The organism is Mycoplana sp. ABR4_002, assembly GCF_056159645.1.
This window is the reverse complement of the sequence record NZ_JBSWVO010000001.1, coordinates 2,133,890-2,156,058: the sequence shown is the minus strand read 5'-3', so window position 1 is coordinate 2,156,058 and position 22,169 is coordinate 2,133,890. Positions and strand designations below refer to the sequence as shown.

General features: G+C 66.8%; 22 protein-coding genes. 8 read left to right on the top strand and 14 right to left on the bottom strand.

Translation table 11 applies throughout. The features are described 5' to 3' along the window. Positions 1–18: 18 nt before the first annotated feature. Positions 19–795 carry an adenosylcobinamide-GDP ribazoletransferase gene (locus ACXAGF_RS10460; RefSeq protein WP_475016773.1) on the bottom strand — a complete coding sequence of 259 codons (777 nt, stop codon included), beginning with the start codon at positions 793–795 and terminating at the stop codon, positions 19–21. 211 nt (positions 796–1,006) lie between these two features. Here ACXAGF_RS10460 and cobT point away from each other — a divergent pair, with 211 nt between their 5' ends. After that, positions 1,007–2,023: a nicotinate-nucleotide--dimethylbenzimidazole phosphoribosyltransferase gene (gene cobT, locus ACXAGF_RS10455; protein WP_475016771.1), complete on the top strand. Its 1,017-nt coding sequence runs from the start codon at positions 1,007–1,009 to the stop codon at positions 2,021–2,023. Between the two features lie 208 nt (positions 2,024–2,231). Next, positions 2,232–2,633 (top strand): diacylglycerol kinase, encoded by a 402-nt coding sequence (locus ACXAGF_RS10450; RefSeq protein WP_475016769.1) that lies wholly within the window; start codon positions 2,232–2,234, stop codon positions 2,631–2,633. Positions 2,634–2,656: 23 nt separating this feature from the next. On the opposite strand, the gene ACXAGF_RS10445 is transcribed toward ACXAGF_RS10450, so the two are convergent. After that, the gene (locus ACXAGF_RS10445) at positions 2,657–4,192 is read right to left on the bottom strand and encodes a sensor histidine kinase (protein ID WP_475016768.1); all 1,536 of its coding nucleotides are present in this window, start codon (positions 4,190–4,192) and stop codon (positions 2,657–2,659) included. A gap of 211 nt (positions 4,193–4,403) precedes the next feature. On the opposite strand from ACXAGF_RS10445, the gene ACXAGF_RS10440 reads away from it, so the two are divergent. The 3 genes from ACXAGF_RS10440 (at position 4,404) to ACXAGF_RS10430 (ending at position 6,215) form a co-directional block, all read left to right on the top strand. Further along, positions 4,404–4,991, top strand: coding sequence for a thermonuclease family protein (locus ACXAGF_RS10440; RefSeq protein ID WP_475016765.1), 588 nt, complete (start codon positions 4,404–4,406; stop codon positions 4,989–4,991). Positions 4,992–5,004: 13 nt separating this feature from the next. Continuing rightward, entirely contained in the window at positions 5,005–5,661 is a 657-nt protein-coding gene (locus tag ACXAGF_RS10435; protein ID WP_475016763.1) for a uracil-DNA glycosylase family protein, read from the top strand. Between the two features lie 68 nt (positions 5,662–5,729). Beyond that, positions 5,730–6,215: an Lrp/AsnC family transcriptional regulator gene (locus ACXAGF_RS10430; protein ID WP_475016762.1), complete on the top strand. Its 486-nt coding sequence runs from the start codon at positions 5,730–5,732 to the stop codon at positions 6,213–6,215. A 54-nt stretch (positions 6,216–6,269) separates the two neighbouring features. On the opposite strand, the gene ACXAGF_RS10425 is transcribed toward ACXAGF_RS10430, so the two are convergent. The 4 genes from ACXAGF_RS10425 to ACXAGF_RS10410 all read right to left on the bottom strand — a co-directional run bounded on the left by ACXAGF_RS10425 (position 6,270) and on the right by ACXAGF_RS10410 (position 9,669). Further along, entirely contained in the window at positions 6,270–7,142 is an 873-nt protein-coding gene (locus tag ACXAGF_RS10425; protein ID WP_475016760.1) for an NAD(P)-dependent oxidoreductase, read from the bottom strand. A gap of 97 nt (positions 7,143–7,239) precedes the next feature. Further along, positions 7,240–8,517 carry an MgtC/SapB family protein gene (locus tag ACXAGF_RS10420; RefSeq protein WP_475016758.1) on the bottom strand — a complete coding sequence of 426 codons (1,278 nt, stop codon included), beginning with the start codon at positions 8,515–8,517 and terminating at the stop codon, positions 7,240–7,242. An 88-nt stretch (positions 8,518–8,605) separates the two neighbouring features. After that, positions 8,606–9,427 carry a class I SAM-dependent methyltransferase gene (locus ACXAGF_RS10415; protein ID WP_475016757.1) on the bottom strand — a complete coding sequence of 274 codons (822 nt, stop codon included), beginning with the start codon at positions 9,425–9,427 and terminating at the stop codon, positions 8,606–8,608. Continuing rightward, positions 9,424–9,669, bottom strand: a complete 246-nt coding sequence (locus ACXAGF_RS10410) for a hypothetical protein (RefSeq protein ID WP_475019363.1) — start codon at positions 9,667–9,669, stop codon at positions 9,424–9,426. The genes ACXAGF_RS10415 and ACXAGF_RS10410 overlap by 4 nt, the downstream gene beginning before the upstream one ends. Between ACXAGF_RS10410 and ACXAGF_RS10405 the strand changes: the two genes are divergently transcribed. Next, positions 9,572–10,297 (top strand): DUF2270 domain-containing protein, encoded by a 726-nt coding sequence (locus ACXAGF_RS10405; RefSeq protein WP_475016755.1) that lies wholly within the window; start codon positions 9,572–9,574, stop codon positions 10,295–10,297. The two genes, ACXAGF_RS10410 and ACXAGF_RS10405, sit on opposite strands and share 98 nt — an antisense overlap. 37 nt (positions 10,298–10,334) lie before the next feature. Here ACXAGF_RS10405 and ACXAGF_RS10400 read toward each other — a convergent pair whose 3' ends face one another. The 4 genes from ACXAGF_RS10400 to ACXAGF_RS10385 all read right to left on the bottom strand — a co-directional run bounded on the left by ACXAGF_RS10400 (position 10,335) and on the right by ACXAGF_RS10385 (position 13,325). Continuing rightward, entirely contained in the window at positions 10,335–10,601 is a 267-nt protein-coding gene (locus tag ACXAGF_RS10400; RefSeq protein ID WP_475016754.1) for an usg protein, read from the bottom strand. Positions 10,602–10,755: 154 nt separating this feature from the next. Further along, complete coding sequence (locus ACXAGF_RS10395) at positions 10,756–11,586, bottom strand: ABC transporter permease (RefSeq protein ID WP_475016752.1); 831 nt, start codon at positions 11,584–11,586, stop codon at positions 10,756–10,758. Beyond that, the gene (locus ACXAGF_RS10390) at positions 11,583–12,386 is read right to left on the bottom strand and encodes an ABC transporter permease (protein WP_475016751.1); all 804 of its coding nucleotides are present in this window, start codon (positions 12,384–12,386) and stop codon (positions 11,583–11,585) included. Before ACXAGF_RS10390 ends, ACXAGF_RS10395 begins: the two co-directional genes overlap by 4 nt. A 156-nt stretch (positions 12,387–12,542) precedes the next feature. Next, entirely contained in the window at positions 12,543–13,325 is a 783-nt protein-coding gene (locus ACXAGF_RS10385) for an ABC transporter substrate-binding protein (RefSeq protein WP_475016749.1), read from the bottom strand. A 365-nt stretch (positions 13,326–13,690) separates the two neighbouring features. On the opposite strand from ACXAGF_RS10385, the gene ACXAGF_RS10380 reads away from it, so the two are divergent. Next, a complete protein-coding gene (locus ACXAGF_RS10380; RefSeq protein ID WP_475016748.1) occupies positions 13,691–15,889 on the top strand; it encodes an OmpA family protein in 2,199 nt (732 codons plus the stop codon). A gap of 108 nt (positions 15,890–15,997) precedes the next feature. On the opposite strand, the gene mobB is transcribed toward ACXAGF_RS10380, so the two are convergent. The 3 genes from mobB to ACXAGF_RS10365 all read right to left on the bottom strand — a co-directional run bounded on the left by mobB (position 15,998) and on the right by ACXAGF_RS10365 (position 18,187). After that, positions 15,998–16,531, bottom strand: a complete 534-nt coding sequence (mobB, locus tag ACXAGF_RS10375) for a molybdopterin-guanine dinucleotide biosynthesis protein B (protein WP_475016747.1) — start codon at positions 16,529–16,531, stop codon at positions 15,998–16,000. Then, positions 16,528–17,181 (bottom strand): molybdenum cofactor guanylyltransferase MobA, encoded by a 654-nt coding sequence (gene mobA / locus ACXAGF_RS10370; RefSeq protein ID WP_475016745.1) that lies wholly within the window; start codon positions 17,179–17,181, stop codon positions 16,528–16,530. Before mobA ends, mobB begins: the two co-directional genes overlap by 4 nt. Before the next feature lie 100 nt (positions 17,182–17,281). Beyond that, positions 17,282–18,187, bottom strand: a complete 906-nt coding sequence (locus ACXAGF_RS10365; RefSeq protein WP_475016743.1) for a DMT family transporter — start codon at positions 18,185–18,187, stop codon at positions 17,282–17,284. 499 nt (positions 18,188–18,686) lie between these two features. On the opposite strand from ACXAGF_RS10365, the gene ACXAGF_RS10360 reads away from it, so the two are divergent. Further along, positions 18,687–18,851, top strand: coding sequence for a hypothetical protein (locus ACXAGF_RS10360; protein WP_475016741.1), 165 nt, complete (start codon positions 18,687–18,689; stop codon positions 18,849–18,851). Between the two features lie 196 nt (positions 18,852–19,047). On the opposite strand, the gene ACXAGF_RS10355 is transcribed toward ACXAGF_RS10360, so the two are convergent. Then, the gene (locus tag ACXAGF_RS10355; protein ID WP_475016739.1) at positions 19,048–21,852 is read right to left on the bottom strand and encodes a PAS domain S-box protein; all 2,805 of its coding nucleotides are present in this window, start codon (positions 21,850–21,852) and stop codon (positions 19,048–19,050) included. Positions 21,853–22,169: the final 317 nt, after the last annotated feature.

Genomic DNA, 22,169 nt, shown 5'->3' with positions numbered 1-22,169 from the left:
GGAGCAAATATCGGCGGCTCAGACCGAGAGTGCAAGGGCCACGAGGGCGGCGATCTCGGCAAACTGCTGGGTGGCGCCAATGGTGTCGCCGGTGTGTCCGCCGATCTTGCCGCGGACGACGTCGGTGAAGGCGAAGACCGCTGCTGCCAGCGCCAGCGCCACGGAGGCGAGCGCGAGCAGCGGAACGACCGGGAGCAGCAGCAGCACGGCGAGTAGGCCGCCGGAGACGAGCGCGATCTGGCGGGCATCGTCGTCCGGGGCACCGGCGGCGGCGGCGACCCCGTCCGGCCGCGCCGGCGGCAGCACGGCCCAGTGCCACACCATCGCTGCCCGGCTGGCGGCGGCGACGGCGAGCAGCGCCATGGCGGCGCCGACCGGACCGAGAAAGGGGGTGGCGGCGGACAGGGCCGCGGCACGCAGTCCGAAGGACAGGATCAGGGCGACCACGCCATAGGAGCCGACGCGGCTGTCGCGCATGATCGCCAGCATGCGCTCGCGCTCGCGGCCGCTGCCGAGCCCGTCGGCGGCATCGGACAGCCCGTCCTCGTGCAGGGCGCCGGTCAGGAGCGTCAACGCGGCGAGCACCAGCAGGGCGGTCAGCAGCGACGACGCACCGGCGGCCTCGAGCACCGCCAGCAGCACCGCCGCCGGCAGCGCGATCAGCACGCCGGCAACGGGGAAGGCGCGCACGGTGCGGCTCATGCGCTGGTCGTGGCCCTCGAAGAAGCGCTGCGGCACGCGGAGGCGCGACAGGAAGGCGACCGACCGGGCGACGTCATCGATGTATTCGCGCATTTCCACCTGTTTCCCCTGATCGACATCGGCCGGGACCAATGCGGGCACGGCCCGCCGGGAGCGCCGTTCCCATGCTAGCGCGGGGCCTGGACCCGTGGCCGCATGCGCGACGACATGGCAAGCCGCAAATGCGGTTGTCGCGGCCGCTCCCGATCTCTAATAGGAGGCATCCGACCCTGCTTTGGAAGCTGTAAACAAGGAATTCCCCAAGATGAGTGCCAGCGGCCTGCCGTTCGATGATTTCCGTGAATTGCTGCGCAATCTGCCGGGGCCCGATTCGGCCGCGCTGGTGGCGGCGCGCGAGCGCGACGCGCAGCTGACCAAGCCGCCGGGCGCGCTCGGTCGGCTCGAGGAGATCGCCTTCTGGCTCGCCGCCTGGAGCGGCCGCCCGCCTGCGGTGACGCGGCCGCTGGTGGCGATCTTCGCCGGCAACCACGGCGTCACCCGGAACGGCATCACGCCGTTTCCCTCGTCGGTGACCGCGCAGATGGTCGAGAACTTCGCCGCAGGCGGCGCGGCGATCAACCAGATCTGCGTCACCCACGACCTCGGGCTGAAGGTGTTCGACCTCGCGCTCGACTATCCGACCGCCGACATCACCGAGGAGGCGGCGCTGTCGGAGCGCGACTGCGCCGCGACGATGGCCTTCGGCATGGAGGCGATCGCCGGCGGCACCGACCTTCTGTGTGTCGGCGAGATGGGCATCGGCAACACGACGATCGCCGCCGCGATCAACCTGGCGCTCTATGGCGGCACGGCGGCGGACTGGGTCGGGCCGGGCACCGGCTCGGAGGGCGAGGTGCTCAAGCGCAAGACCGCGGCGGTGGAGAAGGCGGTGGCGCTGCACCGCGACCACCTGTCCGACCCGCTGGAGGTGCTGCGCCGGCTCGGCGGGCGCGAGATCGCGGCGATGGCCGGGGCGATCCTGGCCGCGCGTGTGCAGAAGGTGCCGGTAATCCTCGACGGCTACGTCGCCACCTGCGCCGGCGCAATCCTGAAGGCGGCCAACCCGGCCGCGCTCGACCACTGCCTGATCGGTCACGTCTCGGCCGAGCCGGGCCACATCCGCGCGATCGAGAAGCTGGGCAAGACGCCGCTGCTGGCGCTCGGCATGCGGCTCGGCGAGGGGACGGGGGCGGCGCTGGCCGCCGGCATCGTCAAGGCGGCGGCCGCCTGCCATTCCGGCATGGCGACCTTCGCCCAGGCCGGCGTCAGCAACAGGCAATAGACCAGGGAAGCTCTCATGGGCGAGGGGCCGCCGGCCGGCCGGCCCTCAGCGTGCGGGCGGTCGCGGTCGCCGCCCCGGCCTTGTTTCCGCCACCGAGGCTGAATATGGGCCAAGCCTGACCTGGGCCAGCAATGCTTTCTTTGCGCTTTGCTGGCAGGATGACCGCAAACGGCGCCGTGCGGCCGCAAGCGCGCGAGAGAGATGAACGATGAGCATGGCTGAAGGCAGGATGGAGACGGGCCCGGTGAAGAAGGAGAAGGGACTGCGCCATCTCTTGGCCGCGGCGAGCTATTCGCTCGGCGGGGCCCGGCGGCTTCTCGGCGAGGCGGCCTTCCGGCACGAACTGATCGCCTTCGTGCTGGTGATGGCGGTCTTCGCCGCCGTTGGCGCCACCGTGTTCCAGTACGTGGCGATGGCGATCCTGTTCTTGCTGATGATGGCATTCGAGGCCGTCAACACCGCCATCGAGGAAATCGTCGACCGGGTTTCCCCGGAGATCTCGGACATGGGCAAGCACGCCAAGGATCTCGGTTCGTTCGCGGTGTTCTGCCTGATCGTGGCGAACGCGGCCTATGCCGCCTATGTGGTGATCCTCTTGCAGCTGTTCTGACCGGGTTCCGGCCGGGCCGCCGTTCAGGCGAAGCTCTTTCGCCGCGGCGCCACCGCCCGCGTCTCCTTGACGGCGGGAACGCTCTGGAGCACGCGCTTGGCCGGCAGGATGGCGATCGCCTCGGTGCCCTCGCGCAGCTTAGACCTCAGGATGAACTCGCCGTTGTGCTTGGCCAGGATCGCCTGGACGATCGGCAGGCCGAGCCCGGTTCCCTGCTCGGCGCTCTTGATGGCGATCGCGCCCTGGCCGAAGGCGGACAGCACGATCGGGATTTCCTCTTCCGGAATGCCGGGTCCGTTGTCGCGGATGGCGATGTACTGGCCGCCGCCGGCAGTCCAGCCGACCTTGACGACGACCTCGCCGCCGGGCGGTGTGAACTTCACCGCGTTGGAGAGCAGGTTCAGCACCACCTGGCGGATGGCCTTCTCGTCGGCCCAGACGTCGGGCATGTCGGTCTCGAACTGCGGCGTGATCGAGATCTTCCGGGTGCCGGCGCGCAATTGCACCATGCCGATGCAGTCCTCGCAGACGTCCACCAGCCGGATCGCCTCTTCGCTCAGGTCGTAGCGCCCCGCCTCGATGCGCGACAGGTCGAGAATCTCGTTGATGAGGTTCAAGAGGTGCTTGCCGGAGCTGTGGATGTCGGCCGTGTATTCCTTGTAGATCGGGTTGTTGAGCGGTCCGAGCACCTCGGTCGACATCACCTCGGAAAAACCGAGTATGGCGTTCAGCGGCGTGCGCAGTTCATGCGACATCGAGGCGAGGAAGCGCGACTTCGCCAGGTTCGCCTCCTCGGCCCGGCGGCGGGCCTCGTCGGACATCGACTTGGCCACCTCGAGCTCGGCGATCAGGTCGTCCTTCTCCGACTGGAACGACAGCAACTGCGTGCTCGTCTGGCGCAGGCGATGGGTGATGAAGGTCAGGAACACCAGCGCGAACGAGACGACGGCGGTCAATCCGAAGGTGTTCGGATCGGGCTGTTCGACCGCCGACAGGGCGAGCACGGCGACCGTCGGCGTGAACGCATAGAGGATGGCGTTGCGCAGCATCAGCGCGCTCATGGTCGTGACGCAAAGGGCGACGAGAAGGGCGGTTCCCTTGTAGAAGGCGAAGGCGTTGCCGGCGCAGGTGTCGCACTCCTTCATCGCAAACACGGCCCAGGCGAGCCCCAGCATGACCTGCGCCAGCAGGAAATAGCGCTGCCAGCGCCGCACCTCCTCGGCCGCGAGGCCCTTTCGGCGGACGTGCTTGGCGAGCAGGACGGCGATCGCGTGCAGGCTGAGGGCCAGCATGCCCCAGGCAAGGTAGGTAGGGTTCCCGGTGAGGCGCAGGCCGAGGGCGGTGATGCCCGCGATCAGCAGTGTCATGACGAGCGCGCCATGCAGGATCGTGTCGACGTAAATCAGCAGCATTTCGCGGCCGAACGCCGGCGACAGGCCGGTGGCCATCTGCAGTCGCTCGCGGGTCGCACGCACGGCTCGCGCCACGGCCCGGTTGCGGTGGCCGCGCGACTTGTCGACGATGTTCTTGTCGGTCGTGGTGCTGACGGCGGGGCCCATGACTTGCGCAACGGTTGTGATTACGCCCCGCAGTCTAGGGGGAAAGTCTTAAGAAGATGCTGCCGCACCTTAGCGATTTGCCAACCATTAGCGATTTGCCAACCATTTCGGCGCTATTTCGCAGTCAGCCACCGTAACGGTTCTGGTCCGACGGTGCGACCGCAAGCACGGCATGAAGGCCGGTCCGGGCAATTTCATCCGGATACATCGAATGATTGAGGGCAGTTTGGCGCGCAACAAGATGAGATGGCGCGACCCCGTCGTAACGGTCGCAATCCTGGCATTGATGGCCCTGATCGCCGCGCGCCTGGATGCGCGCTCCGGCGTCGAGACCTTCGGCGGGCCGGCTCGAGCCGCCGACGGCGACACGCTGACGATGGATGGGCGCCGCGTCCGGCTTTCCGGCCTGGACGCGCCGGAGCTGACGCAACCCTGCCGCCGTGGCGACACGGAATGGAACTGCGGTGCGGCGGCGCGTTCGCGTCTGGCCGAATTGCTGCGGGCCGGCACCGTCGCCTGCGCCTCGATCGGAACCGACAAATACAACCGGACTCTGGCGCGATGCAGCGTCGACGGCGACGATCTCGGCGAACGCATGGTGCGGGAAGGGCTTGCCGTTTCCTACGGCGACTACGAGGATGCCGAGGCGCTGGCGCAGGCGGAGCGCAAGGGTCTCTGGAGCGGTACGTTCGACCGCCCGCAGGACTGGCGACGCCAACACGGCCGGCCGCAGGAGGAGCCGCACGTCCCGGCCGGCGGCCTCCTGTCCGAACTGTTGCGGATGATCGGGCTGGGCTGACGGGTGACCGACCATGACAGCGCCGCGTGACGACCGGGCGAGGGCGGGCGATATCGAAGCGTTGCGGGCATCGATTGCCGCCTGCCGGATCTGCCGCGACACGCCGCAGGGCGGGCCGTCCTTCCGGCTGCCGCACGAGCCGCGGCCGGTGGCGACGCTGTCCGGGGCGGCGCGGGTCCTGATCGCCGGACAGGCGCCGGGCCTGCGCGTGCACCAGAGCGGGCTACCGTTCAACGACCCGTCGGGGGACCGCCTGCGCGACTGGCTGCAGGTCAGCCGGGTGCAGTTCTACGATCCCGACCTGTTTGCCATCGTGCCGATGGGCTTCTGCTTTCCGGGGTACGACGACAAGGGCGGCGATCTGCCGCCGCGCCGGGAATGCGCGCCGCTGTGGCGGGCGCGCGTGATCGCGACCATGCCGCAGATCGAGCTGGTGCTTGCGGTCGGCCAGTATGCCCAGGCCTGGCATCTGGGGCCTCGGCGCGGCAAGTCGATGACCGAGACGGTCATGGCCTGGCGACGCTACCTGGAAGAATGCGATTCGGCGCCCGCCGTGCTGCCGCTTCCGCATCCGAGCTGGCGCAATACCGGCTGGCTGAAGCGCCATCCCTGGTTTGCTGCCGATCTGCTTCCGGAGCTGCGAAAACGGGTGAAATCCCTGATCGATTGAAAAATTGTTCTTTATCTTGCCTGATAAAGGCGCTCTAATCGGAAATTAGTTTCAACAAGGGGGAATCCATGGACCGTCTCGACCGCAAGATACTGCGCCTGCTGCAGGAGGACTCGACGCTTGCCGTGGCGGATCTTGCGAAGAAGGTCGGGCTGTCGACGACGCCCTGCTGGCGCCGCATCCAGAAGATGGAGGAGGACGGCGTCATCCGCCGGCGCGTGGCACTGCTCGATCCGGTCAAGGTCAATACGAAGGTCACGGTATTCGTGTCGATCCGCACCAGCGCGCACTCGACCGAGTGGCTGAAGCGCTTCTCGGAGGTCGTCGTCGACTTTCCCGAGGTGGTGGAGTTCTATCGCATGAGCGGCGACGTCGACTACCTGTTGCGCGTCGTCGTTCCCGACATTGCCGCCTATGACGCGTTCTACAAGCGGCTGATCGCGCGAATCGAGATCCGTGACGTCTCCTCCAGTTTCGCGATGGAGCAGATCAAGTACACGACCGAACTGCCGCTCGACTACATGCTCGTCGACAACAAGTCGGCGGACGACTGACCAACCCTGCCGCCGCGCGGTCCCGGGCGGGCGCGCGCGGCGGTGCGGCTGTTGCTATTTTCGTTCGAGCCGGGCCAGCAGCGAGGACGTGTCCCAGCGGCTCCCGCCCATCGCCTGCACGTCGCCGTAGAACTGGTCGACGAGGGCCGTTACCGGCAGCTTGGCGCCGTTGCGGCGGGCCTCGGCCAGCACGATGCCGAGATCCTTGCGCATCCAGTCGACGGCGAAGCCGAACTCGTACTTGCCCTCGGTCATCGTCTTGTGGCGGTTTTCCATCTGCCAGGAACCGGCGGCACCCTTGGAGATCACCTCGACCACCTTCTCGATGTCGAGCCCGGCCTGCTTGCCGAAATGGATGCCCTCGGCCAGCCCTTGCACAAGCCCGGCAATGCAAACCTGGTTGATCATCTTCGTCAGCTGGCCGGCGCCGGCCGGCCCCATCAATCCGACCATGCGGGCATAGGCGTCGATGACGGGCCGCGCCTTGTCGAAGGTCGCCTGCTCGCCGCCGCACATGACCGTCAGCACGCCGTTTTCGGCACCGGCCTGGCCCCCGGAGACCGGGGCGTCGACGAAGCCGCAGCCGCGGCCGGCGGCCGCCTCGAACAGCTCGCGCGCGACTTCGGCCGAGGCGGTGGTGTTGTCGATCAGGATCGCGCCCGCGCGCATGCCCTCGAGCGCACCGTCCGGCCCGATCGTGACCGAGCGCAGGTCGTCGTCGTTGCCGACGCAGGTGAAGACGAAGTCAGCGCCTTCGGCCGCCTCGGCCGGGGTCCTGGCCGCGGCTCCGCCGAACTGGGCCACCCACTGTTCCGCCTTGGCGAAGGTGCGGTTGTAGACGGTGACGTCATGGCCGCCCTTGACCTTGAGATGGCCGGCCATGGGATAACCCATGACGCCGAGACCGATGAACGCGACTTTTGCCATATGGAATTCTCCTCTGAAGGTTGCCCGAGGTTTACCGGAAACGCGCAGCCGTTGAAAGTACAGCTGCGGCCGAGCGCGTCGCAAATGCGGAGCCGCATCACGCCACGGGAAGAAGCGGCAGGAGCAGAAGATAGCCGGCAAGGCCGAGGCCGATGCAGGCGAAGGTGGACAGCGCGAGGCGCCGGGTAAAGCTGCCCGTGCCGCCGGCGGAGGCCGCGAGCGCGACCTTGGTCAGGAGGTTGACGACGACGGCGATCAGAATCGCGTTGATCGCCGTGTCCGTCGCCAGCGTCTCGCCGGACAGCCGCGCGGTCGATAGGGTGATCGCGTCGAGATCCATCAGCCCCGATACTGCGGCGACGACGTAGAGCAGCGCGGGGCCGGCATAGTCGACTAGCACCTTGGAGAGCCAAACGACCAGTCCGAGCAGGGCGCCGAACTGCAGCACGAGGCGCAGGTCGAACGGGTTCTTCAGGATAAGCGCCGGCGCCTTGCCGCCGCCGTCGCTGCGCCGGATCGTCCAGAGCGCCGAACCGAGCAGCACCAGCGCCGCCGGCACGAGCGCGGCGGCCAGAAGCAGCGCCAGCGACGGCGCCAGGATCGCGGCAATCACAAGGACGCGGCTGAGCGACAGTGCGCCGGCGATGATGGCGCCGGCCGCGAGCCGGTGGCCGCTTTCCGGCGCCTCGCGCGCGAAGTTGGCGAAGGATACGGTCAGGGCGGTTGACGAGACAAGTCCGCCGGCGGCGCCGGCAAAGAGGATGCCGCGGTCGGGGCCCACCACCCGCACAGCGATGTAGCCGGCATAGGAGAGCGCCGCGATCAGCACCGTCATCAGCCAGAGATTGTAGGGGTTGAGGGCCTCCCAGGGATCGACGGTGCGGTCGGGCAGTAGCGGCAGGGCCACCACCGTCATCGCCAGCAGGATGAGGGCGGAGCGCAACTCCACCCAGGTTAGCCGCTTGAGGAAGCCGTGCAGCCGGCTGCGGGCGGCGAGCAGGGCGGCGGTGACGACGCCTGCCGCTGCGGCCACCGCCTGGTCGCCCAGCACCGCCGCCGCGCCGAGGGCGAATACGACGATGGCGGCGACGACGCCGGTCACGCTGAAGTCGTCATCCTGGCTGGCTTCGCGGCGCTTGAAGAGGGTGAAGGCGCCGGCCGTCAGCAGCAGGATCGCCACGGGGAAAGCGTTTCCGGCCAGCGGCTGGAGATAGCCGGCAAGACCGCCGAGCAGGCCGATCAGGGCGTAGGTGCGAATGCCGGCGGTGCGGCCGCCTTCGCGCGTGTCGCGCTCCTGCCAGCCGCGCTCGATTCCGACCAGAAGGCCGATCGCCAACGCGACTGCAAGTCTTTGAAATGCCTCGACGGTGTCCATGGCCGCCAGCATATCTGGCCGCGTGCGGGGCGCAAGCCGGCGCGCGGCCAGAGCGGCCGCAGCGCGCAAGCGTCAGCGCGGGCCGGCGTCAGGCCTCGCCGCGGTAGCGGGCGATGACGAGGTGGCCGGCGATCGGTTCGCCTTCCTCCATCCGCACGGTAATGTCGGAAACCTCGACCACGTCGAAGCCGGTGGCGTCAAGGCGCTCGCGGACATGGCGCTCGGCATGGGCGAAACGCTGGTGCGGCCCGACGACGAAGCCGCGGCCGGCAAACGCCGCCTCCGGCAGCGTCTCCGACGAGAAGATGAAGTGGCCGTCGGCGACGAGGTTGTCGGCGGCGCCGAAGAACAGCGGCTCGAGCGCGCCGACATAGGGCAGCACGTCGGTTGCGGTGATCAGGTCGAAGGGCTCGTCGTCGTTTTCGTCGAGGAAGTCGACGGCCTCGGCGACGTAGAGCGTCTCGTACAGGTCCTTCTCGTGGGCGACCTCGACCATGTTTTCCGACAGGTCGACGCCGGTAATGTCGGCAACCATGTCGCGCAGCGTGCCACCGGTCAGGCCGGTGCCGCAGCCGAGGTCGAGCATGCGCTGGAACGGGCCGAGGCCGAGCGCCTGCAGGCGCTGGCGCACGAGCACGGGCACGGCGTAGCCGAGCTGCTCGACGAGGACGTCCTCGAAGACCTCCGCATGCTGGTCGAACAGGGTCGTCACATAGGCGTCCGGGGCCTTCTGCGGGGTCTCGCCGCGACCCATCGAGGCCAGGCGCACGGCAGCGCCCCCGTGGTCCTCCGGGTCAAGGGCCAGCACCTCCGCATAGGCGGTGGCCGCCGCGTCGAAGTCGCCGGCCTTCTCGAGGGCAAGGGCGCGGTTATAGGCTTCCGCAAGCGCGTCTTCGTCGATCTTCTTCATGGCGGTCTCTTAGGGCGACGGTGCCGGAAATGCAATGCGGCCGGCCGCGCGACGGCGGCCGCGGACGAAAATTGACGTTTCACAAATGGATCAAACAGGCGCATCATCTCCTTCAACAGCAACAAGAAAAGGGAGGAAGCACCGATGCCGGGCGAGGTCACGGCGTTTTCAGCGCAACCGGACATGGGCCACGCACATTCGCCGCGCCCGCCGGCGAGCTCGATGGAGACGATCAATGTCATGGTCCATTTCTACCGTGGCGAACTCGGGCGCATGGCCGGCTGGCGCGACCGCATCGACCGCACGACGAACTGGGCCATCACAGTGGTCGCAGCCATGCTGTCGGTTTCGCTGTCGACCTCGAGTTCGCACCACGGCGTGCTGCTGTTTGCGATGCTGCTGGTGTCGCTGCTGCTGCTGATCGAGGCGCGACGCTACCGCTTCTTCGACCTCTACCGGGCGCGGGTGCGCCAGCTCGAAAAGCGATACTTCGCCGAGTTCCTTCTGCCGCGCGGCGATCTGGCGCCCGACTGGGGCATCGCGGTCGCCAGCAGCCTGCGCAAGCCGCAGTTCTTGATCAGCTATGTCGACGCCACCTGCCGCCGGCTGCGCCGCAACTACGTCTGGATGTACCTGATCCTGCTCTTGGCCTGGTCGCTGCGGATCTCGTCCTCGTCGATGACGGCAGGGACAGGTTCGGTCGACGTCGCCATGTCGTTCCAGACGGTGCTGGAGAACGCCGCGCTCGGACCGATCCCCGGAGGGGCGGTGCTGGTCATCATCGCCGTCGTCTACCTGTTCATCCTCGCCGGGGTGCTGCGCAAGGACGGCTCGGAGGGCGAGCGCGTGCGCGGCGAGGCCCACGTGTAAGGCGGGCGACGGGGGCGCCCCCGCCGGGTCCGCCACCTCAGTGCAGGATGAACTCGCCCTTGAGCGAGCGCCACTCGCTTGCCGAGATCAGCTTTCGGTGCACGTAGCGGACGGAGTGGAGCGGCCCGTCGAGCTTCTCCTGCCAGAACCGGAGGAACTGGCGCATCTCCGGAAAGTCGGGGGCCAGGTCGTAATGCTGCCAGATGAAGCTTTGCAGCAGGGACTGATGGTCGGGCATGCGGTACAGGATCTCGGCCGTCGTCAGGCCGTAGCCCTTCATCTGCATTTCCAAGTCCGGTGTCATGCGGAACCTCGTCTTGCGTCAACGATGGTTCCATGATTGGGCCACGGGGCTGGTTAATCAATCGTAAGTTTTTGTCTGTAAACAAAAAATATCGTGCGGGAACAAGGATTTGGCAGCGCTCTCGGAGGAGTGCTGCCAAACCGCGCACCGCGCCTCAGCGCTTCAGATGCCGCGTCAGCCGGGCCTCGATCCAGGCCCAGAGGTTGCGCAGGAACTCGACGATCAGCAGGTAGAGAAGCGCCGCCCAGAGGTAGGTCTGGTAATCGAAGGTGCGCGAGAAGGCGCGCCGGGTCTCGCCCATCAGGTCGAAGACGGTGACGATCGCGACGATGGCCGAGCCCTTGATCATCAGGATGATCTCGTTGCCGTAGGGCCGCAGCGCAACGATCAGGGCCTGCGGCAGGATGATCCTGAAGAAGGTGACGCGCTTCGGCAGCCCGAGCGAGGCGGCGCCCTCGTGCTGGCCGCGCGGTACGCTCTCGATGGCGCCGCGCAGGATCTCGGCCTGGTAGGCGGCGGTGTTGAGCGTGAACGTCAGGATCGCGCAGTTCCAGGCATCGCGGAAGAAGCCCCAGAGGCCGAGCGCCTTCAGTTCGTCGGAGAAGCTGCCGAGGCCGTAGTAGACGAGGAACAGCTGCGTCAGGAGCGGCGTGCCGCGGAAGAAGTAGACATAGGCGAAGGCAAGCCAGGACAGCACCTTGTTGTGGGACATCCTGGCAAAGGCGATCGGCAGCGACAGCAGCGCGCCGAGCGAGATCGAGATGCCCACCAGCAGCAGCGTCACGCCGAGGCCGGACAGATAGCCCGGTCCGTAGCGGGCGAACTTCTGCGGATCCCAGCCGTCGACCACGGTGAAGAAAATGCCGACCGCGAGCGCGAGCCAGACGCCGAGTGCGAGGCTGCCGAAGAACTGCGACAGCGTGTAGCGCCGCACCGGCGCCGGCGGCGGGGCCTGCGGCGGAATGAGGGTTTCGGCCACGCTCATCGACCGGCCTCCGCGCGCTTGACGCGATGCTCGATGCCGGCGAAGGCGATCGAGGACAGGAAGGCGAGGACGAGGAACAGTGCGCAGGCAATGGCGTAGAACAGGAACGCCTCCTTGGTGACGCGGGCGGCGATGCCGGTCTGGCGCAGGATGTCCGGCAGGCCGATGATGGAAACGAGCGCGGTGTCCTTCAGCAACGCCATCCAGAGGTTGCCGAGGCCGGGCAGGGCGATGCGGATGAGCTGGGGCAGGACGATCAGGCGCATGGTGCGGCCGTGATGCAGGCCGAGCGCGTAGCCCGCCTCGTACTGCCCCCGGGGAATCGCCTTGAAAGCGGAGAGCAGCACCTCGGAGCAATAGGCGGAGAAGACGACGCCGAGCGCGATCATTCCGGCGACGAAGGCGTTGATCTCGATCGCCCCGCCGTAGCCGACCGCGGACAGCAGATTCTGGACCAGGATCTGCAGGCCGTAATAGACGATGAAGAGCGTCAGCAGCTCGGGCAGGCCGCGGAAGATGGTGGTGTAGATGTCGGCGGCCAGCCGCAGCGAGCGGGCCTCGGACTGCTTGGCGAGGGCGACGAAGAAACCGATCAGCAGCCCGACCGGCAGCGTGGCGACGGCGAGACTGGCGGTGACCAGGAAGCCGACGGCGATTTCGTCGCCCCAGCCGGTATCGCCACAGGCAAGTTGCGTTCCCGCGGCGAACCAGCGAAAGACGCCGGCCGGCCCGCACAATGGATCGATCAGTTGCAGGAACGCGGAGATCGCCTCCGCGATGGCGGAAAAGAACCCGCTCATGCCTTAAGAACCCCCGGGGCGCGCCTCGCGCTCGTCGCTACGGCGCTTTGCACGCCTTGTTTGAGGCAGTTCTCAAACAAAAAAGACGGGAGGGCAAGCCCTCCCGTCCGTTCAAACCCGCATCAGGTGATGAAATCCCTGCATAAGCGGGGCGGGTCACTCGCCGTAGACATCGAACGGGAAGTACCGGGCATTGATCTCCTGATACTTGCCGTTGTCGCGGATCGCGGCGATCGCGCTGGTGAACTTGTCGGCCAGCTCGGTCTCGCCCTTGCGGACGGCGATACCGGCGCCTTCGCCGTTGATGACGGGATCGACCGGCAGGGTGCCGAGCAGCTTGCAGCAGGCGCCGTCGTCGGTCTTCAGCCACTCCGACAGGACGACGACGTCGTCGATGACGGCGTCGATTCGACCGTTGGCGATGTCGAGCTTGTACTCGTCCGCCGTCGGGTAGAGCTTCAGCTCCGAACCGGTCATGTGGGCTTCGGCGTAGTTGGAGTGGGTCGTCGACGACTGGGCGCCTAGCGTCATGCCTTCGAGCGCCTCGGGTGTGGCGCCGGCGATTTTCGAATCCTTCGGCACGACGATTGCCGGCGGCGTGTTGTAGTACTTCGCCGAGAAGTCGACCTTCTGCTTGCGCTCTTCGGTAATCGACATGGAAGCGATGATGGCGTCGAACTTCTTGGCCTCGAGCGCCGGGATGATGCCGTCCCAATCCTGGGTGACGAAGGTGCACTGCGCCTTCATCTCGTCGCACAGGGCCTTGGCGATGTCGACGTCGAAACCGGTCAGCGTACCGTCGGCCTCGAGATTGTTGAAGGGCGGGTAGGCGCCTTCGGTGCCGATGACGATCTTTTCACCGTCGGCCATCGCCGCGCCGGCAAGAAGCGTGAAGGCGGCGGCGGATGCGGCCATGGTGAGGCGTTTGGAGATGCGCATATTGGTCCTCTCTGTTTCAGGCCGGCCGGTTTGTTCTTTTCTCCGGCGGCGTTCCGGGCGGGCACGCGCTGCCCGCTTGGGCGCGATAGTCAACCGGTTTCATCGCAAAAATCAACTGGCATTCGCCGAATCGGGCGGTTCGTTCTGTGGTTGTGGGGATGGCGGGAACCAAAGGCGGACCCGGGCGTTGTGGTGAACCAGCGTGAACGGAGGCCCAACACCGCGTTCATCACGAGTTCAGCCGGCGACCGATAGCCTTTCCATACGGTGAGGACCCGGCAAGCGGGCCGAAACCACAAATTCGCCGGGAATGGCTGATTCACGACTTCGCCAGTCGGACACAGCAGAAGACAAGGAATGACTACATGGGTAACCGAACCAAATTGCTCGCTACGGTAGCGCTGCCGATCGCGTCTATCCTGTGGGTGCCGGCCGAAGCGGCCGCCTTTCGGACGATGCAGCCGGCCGCGGCCGCGCATGACGTGATCCTCGTCCAGTCCGAAGAAGGGCTGTCCGAGGAAGAGCTGCGCAAGCTGCGGCGCAAGCAGCGCCAGCAGGAACAGCAGGCGCAGGAAGAACAGAACGCCGCCGAGGAGCGACAGAAGTCCGAACGGCAGAAGGCACGCGAGGAACGGCGCAAGCAGCAGCAGGAGCAGCAGGCGCAGGACGAGCAGAACCGTGCCGCCGAGGAGCAGCAGAAGTCCGAACGGCAGAAGGCGCGCGAGGAGCGGCGCAAGCAGCAGCAGGAGCAGCAGGCGCAGGACGAGCAGAACCGCGCCGCCGAGGAGCAGCAGAAGTCCGAACGGCAGAAGGCGCGCGAGGAGCGGCGCAAGCAGCAGCAGGAACAGCAGGCGCAGGACGAGCAGAACCGCGCCGCCGAGGAGCAGCAGAAGTCGGAACGGCAGAAAGCGCGCGACGAGCGGCGCAAAAAGCAGCAGGAGCAGCAGGCGCAGGACGAGCAGAACCGCGCCGCCGAGCAGCAGGAGGCCGGGGAGCAGGCGCCTTCCGTCGAGGAGGAGCAGCAGAAGTCCGAACGGCAGAAGGCGCGCGAGGAGCGGCGCAAACAGCGCGAGCAGCAGGCGCAGGACGAGCAGAACCGCGCCGCCGAGCAGCAGGAGGCCGGGGAGGCGCCTTCCGTCGAGGAGGAGCAGCAGGGCGAACGGCAGAAGGCGCGCGAGGAGCGGCGTAAACAGCGCGAGCAGCAGGCGCTGGAAGAGCAGGGCCGCGACGCCGAGCAGCAGGCCGGAGAGCCGGCGCCTTCCGCCGGGGAAGAGCAGCAGAGCGAACGGCAGAAGGCGCGCGAGGAGCGGCGCAAGAAGGCCCAGGCCGAGCGAGAGCGCCGCGCGGCGGAAGAGAACAGCCAGCGTCCACGGCGCGAGCGTGACCCGGAGCGTGAGCGGATCGCCCGTGACCCCTCCAAGACGACCGACACGATCGACCTACCGGTCGTCGGCGGAGCCGCCGTGCTCGACAGCGACAAGGAAGCCGACAACCGCGGCGAGGGCTCGCGCGAGGAGCGCCGCAAGCGCCGCGCCGAAGAGCGGCGCCAGGCCGAGCGCGAGAACGCGGCGATCCAGGTGCCGACCTCCGACGCGGACGCGCAGCGTGGCCGCGACGGCGAGCGCCGCCGGCCGGTACGTTACGAGCCGATCGACCGCGAACGCGGCGAGCGCTTCGATCGCATGCCGGAATACCGCAATCCGGACAATGCCCGCGTCTACCGGCGCGAGGACAACCGCGTGATCTACAACATCGACAACCGGACCATCGTGCGTCACTACGACGGCGAGCGGATATCGCGCCGGGCGGAGGTCACCTATTACGAGAACCTGCGCGGCGGCCGGGTGCGCGAGACGATCGAGCGGCCCGGCGGTGTGCGCGTCGTGACGATCCGCAACCGCTATGGCGACATCATCCAGCGCTCGCGCTTCGTCGGCGACCGCGAATACGTGCTGTACTACATTCCGGAGGACGACTACGGCCAGATCCGCGATCCCTACCGCGATCCGGGCCTGTACCTGCCCCCGATGCGCCTGACGATTCCGGTGAACGAGTACATCATCGATACGTCGAGCAATTATGATCGCGACTACGTTTCCTTCCTGGAGCAGCCGCCGGTCGAGCCGGTGGAGCGGGTCTATACGCTCGACGAGGTGAAGCACTCCGCCCGCATCCGCGACAAGGTGCGGCGCATCGACCTCGACACGATCACGTTCGCCACCGGCAGCGCCGAGATCTCGATGGAGCAGGCGAGCACGCTGCGGCGGGTGGCCGACGCCATCAACGAGCTGCTGGACGAGGACCCGAGCGAGACCTTCCTGATCGAGGGCCACACCGATGCGGTCGGCTCGGACGAATCGAACCTGATCCTGTCCGACGAGCGCGCCGAGTCGGTCGCCTACCTCCTGACGGACGTCTACGACATCCCGCCGGAGAACCTGTCGACCCAGGGTTATGGCGAGCGCTATCTGAAGGTCGCGACCGACGGTCCGGAGCAGCTCAACCGCCGCGTCACCATCCGCCGTGTCACGCCGCTGGTGAAGCCGGTCGCCTCGGCCCAGTAAGGCGGAACAACACGATGCAAGGGAAGGCCGCCGGGCGATCCGGCGGCCTTTTGCCGTCACAGGGGCTGTGCGGGACCCGGGCGGGACGAGCGGCCGCGGGCGTCAGCGTCAGCGCCCGGGCACCGAAGCAGGCAGGCCGACGGTGGCAAGCACGAAATCGGCGATCGTGTCGGTGTCGTCGAGATCGAAGACGGGCAGGGCGCTGTCATCGACCGGGTGATCGGCGGCGATGGCGACGATATGGGGATCCTGAGGGGCGAGCGGGACACGGTTGGCCGCCCCGGTGCGGCGCGCCTCGATCTTCGGGATCGGCTCGCGCTTGTAGCCCTCGATCAGCACGAGATCGCAGGGGGCGAGGCGGGCGAGGACCGCCTCGAAGCTCGGCTCCGGCTCGCCGCGCAACTCGTGCATGATGGCATAGCGCGTGCCGGAGACGATGGTGACCTCGTGCGCGCCGGCCTGTCGGTGGCGCCAGCTGTCGGCACCGACCTTGTCGATGTCGAAGTCGTGATGGGCGTGCTTGATGGTCGAGACGCGGTAGCCGCGGGCGACGAGGGCCGCGACCAGCCGCACGGCAAGGCCGGTCTTGCCGGAGTTCTTCCAGCCGGCGATGCCGAAGATGCGGGGTCTGTCGTCAGTCATGGGTCAAGGGTTCCGAGCCAGCGTTCTGCCGCGGCAAGATCGGCCGGCGTGTTGATGTTGAAGAACGGGTCGAACGGCCCGCGCGGCGTGTCGAGATCGGGAAAGACGATTTCCCGCGCGGCGAAGCGCTCGAGAACGGCTCGCAGCCGCAGTGGTGCGCCCCGCCGCAGCCAGAGGTCAAGGTCGTCGGCGATAGCGACCGGCCAGAGGCCGAAGACCGGATGCAGGCCGCCGGACGAACCGGCGACGGCGATGCGGCCGGCGTGGTCGATGCCGTCGGCCAGCCGCGCGACGAGATCGACGGGAAAGAACGGGCTGTCGGTCGGGACGGTGGCGACATGGGTGGCGCGTGGATGGTGCGCCTGGGCATGGCGGAGCGCCGAAAGGATGCCGCCGAGCGGTCCGGCGCGCACGCCGCCGGGGTCGCCGAGCATCGGCAGCACGAGGCCGGAAAGGTCGGGGACCGGCCCGTTGGCGCTGATGGCCAGCGAGGCGACCTGGGGCTGCAGGCGCCGGGCGGCGCGTTCGAGCAGCGTTGTGCCGCCAAGGCCGATGCCGGCCTTGTCCGTCCCCATGCGGCTCGACAAGCCGCCGGCCAGGATGATGCCGGGGATATCCATGCCGATGCCTGTCGTCGCCTTTTCGTTCATGACCCTCGCCCCTCATTTCGAAGATCTAGCGCGAAACGGAGCCGGTGATAATGGCGTGACCGCGGATTCCGGCGGGACGGGATGAAGGGTTGGCGTCGCCTCACGGCGACTCGGGCACCGACTTCTGCGCCAGCGTGTCGGCACGGCGCCGGTTTTCGCGGTAGAAGGTGTAGAGCCCGGAAGCGATGATGACGGCGACGCCGATCGACATCCACAAGTCGGGCGCCTCGCCGAAGAAGAGGATGCCGATGCCGATTGCCCAGAAAAGGCTGGTGTAGCGGAACGGGGCGACGAACGAGATCTCGCCGTCACGCATGGCAAAGACGATGCACTGGTAGCCGGCGAGAAGGGCGAGGCTTGCGACCGCCAGCCGCAGCAGCACTTCCCCCTCCATCGGTTGCCAGCCGCCGAGCGGGACGATCATCAGCCCGCCGAACACCGCGATCAGCGCGGCGGTAAAGGTGGTGATGAACAGGGCGGGGATCGACGGGTCGATGCGGCGCGTGCAGAGGTCGCGGGTCGCTGCGAAAACGACGGCGGCGACGACGTAGACGGCGCCGAGGGAAAAGCCCTCCGGGCCCGGGCGAATCACGATCAGCACGCCGGCGAAACCGGCGAGGATCGCCAGCCAGCGGCGCCAGCCGACCGGTTCTCCGAGAAACAGCGCTGCGCCCAGTGTCACCGCCAGCGGCAGCGCCTGCAGGATCGAGGCCGTGTTTGCCAGCGGCATGACGCCGAGGGCGGAGATGTAGGCCCCCGCCGCCACGACCTCCGCGCCGCCACGCAGCCACATGGCCCGGTCGCGCAGGGCGCGCAGCGGCCGCAGCGCGCCCGTCGCCCAGGCAATGGCGACGACCACCGCCAGCGTCATCAGTCCGCGCACGAAGATGATCTGCCCGGCGTTCAGCGCGGTCGTCACCGATTTCACCAGCGCGTCGTTGATGGTGAAGCTCGCCATGGCGAGTACCATGAAGAGCGCGCCCTTGTGGTTGGGTGAAAGGTTCATGTCGCAGATCCCCGGGGTTGTTCCCTCTTAGCCGGGATGGCCGGCGGGGGCCACAGCCAGAAATGGGGGGCAGACGTGCAGACCTGGCGGTGCTCCATCTTGTTCGCTTGGATCGCCGCGGGGCGTGCAGGACGCCACCTGCGCCGTCCTGGCGCGGACGGCCGTTCAGGCCGTCCGTCCCGCAATTAAGGGTGCCTCTGGTCAGGCTTAGGGCCGGAGCGGGATGTCCTCCTGCGGGGTGCCGCTCGCCGCGTCGTCCATTTGCTTGCGCCAACGGCCATTGCGAGCGTCAAGGGTCCGATGGCGAGGGCGATCCGGTCGGACGCGTCGGCCCGTATCGGCATCAGTCGCCTCACCCCAGTGTGTCACCGCCGCAAGGTGTCAGCCGCCGTTGGCCGGTTTTTCGGATGCGTTGTCCGCATAGCTCGGCTTCCGAGTCAGCACAGCAGATCCGCGCGCAGTCGTGTAGAAATGAGGGCAAGAAAAAAAGGAGCTTTCCATGTCTCGAAAGATTGGCTTTTTGGACCGTCTGGTCGCAGCGCAAGAGCGCCGGATGCGCCCCATCGTGAATGAAGCACTGAGCCGCCTGGATGACCGGACGTTGATCGCCTTGGGACATGACCCGATTGAAGTGCGCTCCAGGCCACGCAAATCGTTTCTGTGACCACGGGAATGCGGCTCCGCGGTGCGGGTGCGGGTGCGGGAGCGATCAGCCACGCGCACCGACCTCTCCGGTCGTGATCAGTTCAGGTAACTGGTCGATCTTCCAGCAAGGTTCCCGCGAAGTTTGGCTCGCGCCGTCGGATGGCGCGGATCGGGCGGCGGTCGTGCATAAAGCGGGTCCAGCCTTGTCTCGGCCTTCAGGCCTTGCTGCCCCCGACGCCGGTGCCGCCGGTTGTGGCTGACATTTCCTTCGCGCGTTCAAGCAGGATCTGCGCCACCGTGTCGGTTGGCATTGCGGCTCGCGCGCGCTCGAGCGCGTCCACGGCGCCTTTGAAGTCGGCGGCCTCGTATAGAGACAGTCCCGCTTCCAGATCCGCGGAAGCCAGAAGCTTGGCTGCGCGCCGTTCCGGCGTCTCCGTATCCATCACCTCGTAGAGGACCACCGGCTGCGACTTGCCCTGCACGAGCACCCGGTCGATGCGGCGCAATGACGTGGCCGCCGGATCCTGAAGCTGGCGAACGGTCGCCTCGGTCACGATCAGCGGGACCTGGTAGGTCTTGGTGAGGTTTTCGACCCGCGAGGCAAGATTGACGGCATCCGAGATGACCGTCGTGTCCATCCTGTCGACCGCCCCGATGGTTCCCAGCATCAATGGGCCGGTATGGATGCCAATGCCGATTTCAATGCTCGGTTCTCCCCGTTCAGCACGCGCCTTGTTGAGGGCCTCCAACTGGGCGAACATGTCCAGTGCGGCTTCGATGGCGTCTTCTGCCCGCTCCGGAAAGAGGGCCATCACGGCGTCGCCGACAAACTTGTCGACCACGCCATTGTGGCGGGTGACGGCGGGGCCGGTGACGCCCAGATACTCGTTGACGAACGCGAAGGTCTGCGCCGGCGACATTGTTTCAGACAGCCGCGTGAAATCGCGAATGTCGGCGAAAAGAACCGTCATCACGCGTTGCACCTGGTCACCGAGCGCGACGTCGGTGATGCGTTCCTTGCCGAGCTGCTTCAGGAACTGCCGTGGCACGAAACGCGCATAGCTGTCGCTGATGCTGGCCAGTTCCAGATGCACGTTGACGCGCGCCAGCAACTCGTCGCTGGCGAATGGCTTGGTCAGATAGTCATTGGCGCCGGAATTGAAGCCGTTGACCAAGTCCGATACGCGGTTCTTCGCGGTCAGCAGGACCACCGGCAGTTCCGCTGGCGTGAACCGCTCCCTGATGCGCCGGCACACCTCCAGCCCCGAGATTCTCGGCATCATCACGTCCAGCAGCACCAAGTCGTAGTGCTCCCCGGAGAAGAGCTGCTCCAACGCCTCCTCTCCGTTCGCCGCGGTCGTCACGTGATACTTCGACAGTGTCAGGTAATTTACCAGAGTCTGGAGATTTGCCGGCTCGTCATCGACAACCAGGACCCGCCGCCCCGATCCGCTGCCGGCTGGTTCGGAAGGCTGGGCCGGATCGCCCAGCTTGACGTCCTCGACAACCAGTCCGGCCAACTGGTCGGACTTGCCCGGTGGGGACAGCATGGCACGCGTCGCATCGCTGAGCGGAAGCCGCAACGTGAACCTTGAGCCGGACCCCAGTTCGGAGTCGACGCCAAGAGTGCCGCCGTGACGCTCGACGAGTTGCCTCGCGATAGCCAGGCCAAGGCCCGTTCCGCCCTGTTCCCGCTCAGCCGACCCATCCCCTTGCGAGAAAGTCTGAAATATCTCCTCAAATCGCTCGCGGGCAATGCCGATGCCGCTGTCCGACACCGTTACGGCGAGCCAGTCACCATCGACCGCCGCGGAGACTTCAATCACGCCTGCGGGCGTAAACTTTATGGCATTGCCAACCAGATTGAACATGACCTGCTGAACACGATCCTCATCGACTTCGACGAGCGGTACGGCTGGGTCGATACGGTTGAAGAGACGCAGGGGCCGGTTGCCAACCAGAGTCTGCGAGACCGTCAGAACCAGTTCGACAAGCGCACAGATATCGGTCGGGGCGCAGTGCAGATCGACCGTCTCGTGCCGCAGCCGCGAAAAGTCCAGCAAGTCATTGACGAGATTGGCCAGCCGACGACCACTGGCGACAACCATGCTGAGATTGCGTCGTTGTTCGTCGGTGAGGTCCCCGGTGGCGCCATCGAGCATGGATTGACCAATTCCGATGATGCCGTTCAGCGGTGTCTTCAGTTCATGTGATGTATTTGCCAGGAACTCGTCCTTGAGGGCGTCCGCCCGCAGGAGCGCCATCTCGGCCTCCTTGCGGATGGTGATGTCGCGAATGATCCCGGTGAAGCTGCGCCGGTCTCCGACAACGACCTCGCTGACCGCCAGCTCCATCGGAAAGGTGGTGCCGTCGCGACGCTGTCCTTCCAGTTCACGGCCAATGCCGATCACCCGAGCCTCGCCGGTGCCGAGATAGCGCGCGATGTATTCATCGTGCTGTTCACGGTGCGGCGAAGGAATCAGAATCGATACGTTGCGCCCGACCAGTTCCTCCAGCTCATACCCAAACAGGCGCCTGATGGCCGGGTTGGCGCTCTCGACGATGCCTCTCTCGTCGATGGTGACGATTCCGTCGACAGCGGTGTCTAGGACCGCCTGAGCGCGTGCCCGGCTCTCGTGCAGCTCCTTCTCGGCTTTCTTGCGGGCGCTGATGTCGCGGATGATGCCGGTGAACATCGGATCGCCGTCGCCCTCTATCTCGCTGACCGCAAGCTCCATCGGAAATGTGGTGCCGTCGCGTCGCTGTCCCTCCAGTTCACGGCCAATGCCGATCACACGTGCCTCGCCGGTGCGAAGGTACCGCGCAATGTACTCGTCGTGCCGTTCGCGGTGTGGCGGGGGAATCAGCAAGGCGATGTTGCGACCGATCAGGTCCTCCGGCTCATAGCCGAACATCTGCCTGATGGCCGGGTTGGCGCTTGCGACGATGCCGCGCTTGTCAATGGTGACGATGGCATCAACGGCCGCATCGAGGATCGCCTTGATGTGTCTGCCTTCCATCGTCAAATCTCGAGATCGACCCGTCGCCATATTCCGTCGCCCACGCCTCCGGTCTCGCCGATAAAGTTCAAGGTCAACCATTTCACGGTCGAGTACAAGCCACTGCCGGGCGCTCAGGTTGCATCGGAACCACCAAATGATCGCTCGATTTGGGTGCGTCTCCAATCGTATGCAGCCGCCCCCGCGCCGCCGGAAGAATGCGAAGGAATTCCGCGAAATTCCATAGAGTTGGCTAAGCTTTTCGTTAAGCTTCGGAACGTATCGTTACGGCACCCGAAGACCCATCGCATGAGGCGAGGGATGGCGGGCATGCGCGG

What these genes read in the sequence shown, in the direction of transcription:
- ACXAGF_RS10410 (WP_475019363.1), bottom strand. Translation starts at nt 9,669, where the DNA reads ATGACATTGATCGTCTCCATCGAGCTCGCCGGCGGGCGCGGCGAATGT.
- mobA (WP_475016745.1), bottom strand. Translation starts at nt 17,181, where the DNA reads ATGAACGAAAAGGCGACGACAGGCATCGGCATGGATATCCCCGGCATC.
- ACXAGF_RS10365 (WP_475016743.1), bottom strand. Translation starts at nt 18,187, where the DNA reads ATGAACCTTTCACCCAACCACAAGGGCGCGCTCTTCATGGTACTCGCC.
- ACXAGF_RS10460 (WP_475016773.1), bottom strand. Translation starts at nt 795, where the DNA reads ATGCGCGAATACATCGATGACGTCGCCCGGTCGGTCGCCTTCCTGTCG.
- ACXAGF_RS10400 (WP_475016754.1), bottom strand. Translation starts at nt 10,601, where the DNA reads ATGACACCGGACTTGGAAATGCAGATGAAGGGCTACGGCCTGACGACG.
- ACXAGF_RS10380 (WP_475016748.1), top strand. Translation starts at nt 13,691, where the DNA reads ATGGGTAACCGAACCAAATTGCTCGCTACGGTAGCGCTGCCGATCGCG.
- ACXAGF_RS10435 (WP_475016763.1), top strand. Translation starts at nt 5,005, where the DNA reads ATGACAGCGCCGCGTGACGACCGGGCGAGGGCGGGCGATATCGAAGCG.
- ACXAGF_RS10415 (WP_475016757.1), bottom strand. Translation starts at nt 9,427, where the DNA reads ATGAAGAAGATCGACGAAGACGCGCTTGCGGAAGCCTATAACCGCGCC.
- cobT (WP_475016771.1), top strand. Translation starts at nt 1,007, where the DNA reads ATGAGTGCCAGCGGCCTGCCGTTCGATGATTTCCGTGAATTGCTGCGC.
- ACXAGF_RS10385 (WP_475016749.1), bottom strand. Translation starts at nt 13,325, where the DNA reads ATGCGCATCTCCAAACGCCTCACCATGGCCGCATCCGCCGCCGCCTTC.
- mobB (WP_475016747.1), bottom strand. Translation starts at nt 16,531, where the DNA reads ATGACTGACGACAGACCCCGCATCTTCGGCATCGCCGGCTGGAAGAAC.
- ACXAGF_RS10420 (WP_475016758.1), bottom strand. Translation starts at nt 8,517, where the DNA reads ATGGACACCGTCGAGGCATTTCAAAGACTTGCAGTCGCGTTGGCGATC.
- ACXAGF_RS10395 (WP_475016752.1), bottom strand. Translation starts at nt 11,586, where the DNA reads ATGAGCGTGGCCGAAACCCTCATTCCGCCGCAGGCCCCGCCGCCGGCG.
- ACXAGF_RS10440 (WP_475016765.1), top strand. Translation starts at nt 4,404, where the DNA reads ATGATTGAGGGCAGTTTGGCGCGCAACAAGATGAGATGGCGCGACCCC.
- ACXAGF_RS10430 (WP_475016762.1), top strand. Translation starts at nt 5,730, where the DNA reads ATGGACCGTCTCGACCGCAAGATACTGCGCCTGCTGCAGGAGGACTCG.
- ACXAGF_RS10425 (WP_475016760.1), bottom strand. Translation starts at nt 7,142, where the DNA reads ATGGCAAAAGTCGCGTTCATCGGTCTCGGCGTCATGGGTTATCCCATG.
- ACXAGF_RS10360 (WP_475016741.1), top strand. Translation starts at nt 18,687, where the DNA reads ATGTCTCGAAAGATTGGCTTTTTGGACCGTCTGGTCGCAGCGCAAGAG.
- ACXAGF_RS10390 (WP_475016751.1), bottom strand. Translation starts at nt 12,386, where the DNA reads ATGAGCGGGTTCTTTTCCGCCATCGCGGAGGCGATCTCCGCGTTCCTG.
- ACXAGF_RS10445 (WP_475016768.1), bottom strand. Translation starts at nt 4,192, where the DNA reads ATGGGCCCCGCCGTCAGCACCACGACCGACAAGAACATCGTCGACAAG.
- ACXAGF_RS10450 (WP_475016769.1), top strand. Translation starts at nt 2,232, where the DNA reads ATGAGCATGGCTGAAGGCAGGATGGAGACGGGCCCGGTGAAGAAGGAG.
- ACXAGF_RS10355 (WP_475016739.1), bottom strand. Translation starts at nt 21,852, where the DNA reads ATGGAAGGCAGACACATCAAGGCGATCCTCGATGCGGCCGTTGATGCC.
- ACXAGF_RS10405 (WP_475016755.1), top strand. Translation starts at nt 9,572, where the DNA reads ATGCCGGGCGAGGTCACGGCGTTTTCAGCGCAACCGGACATGGGCCAC.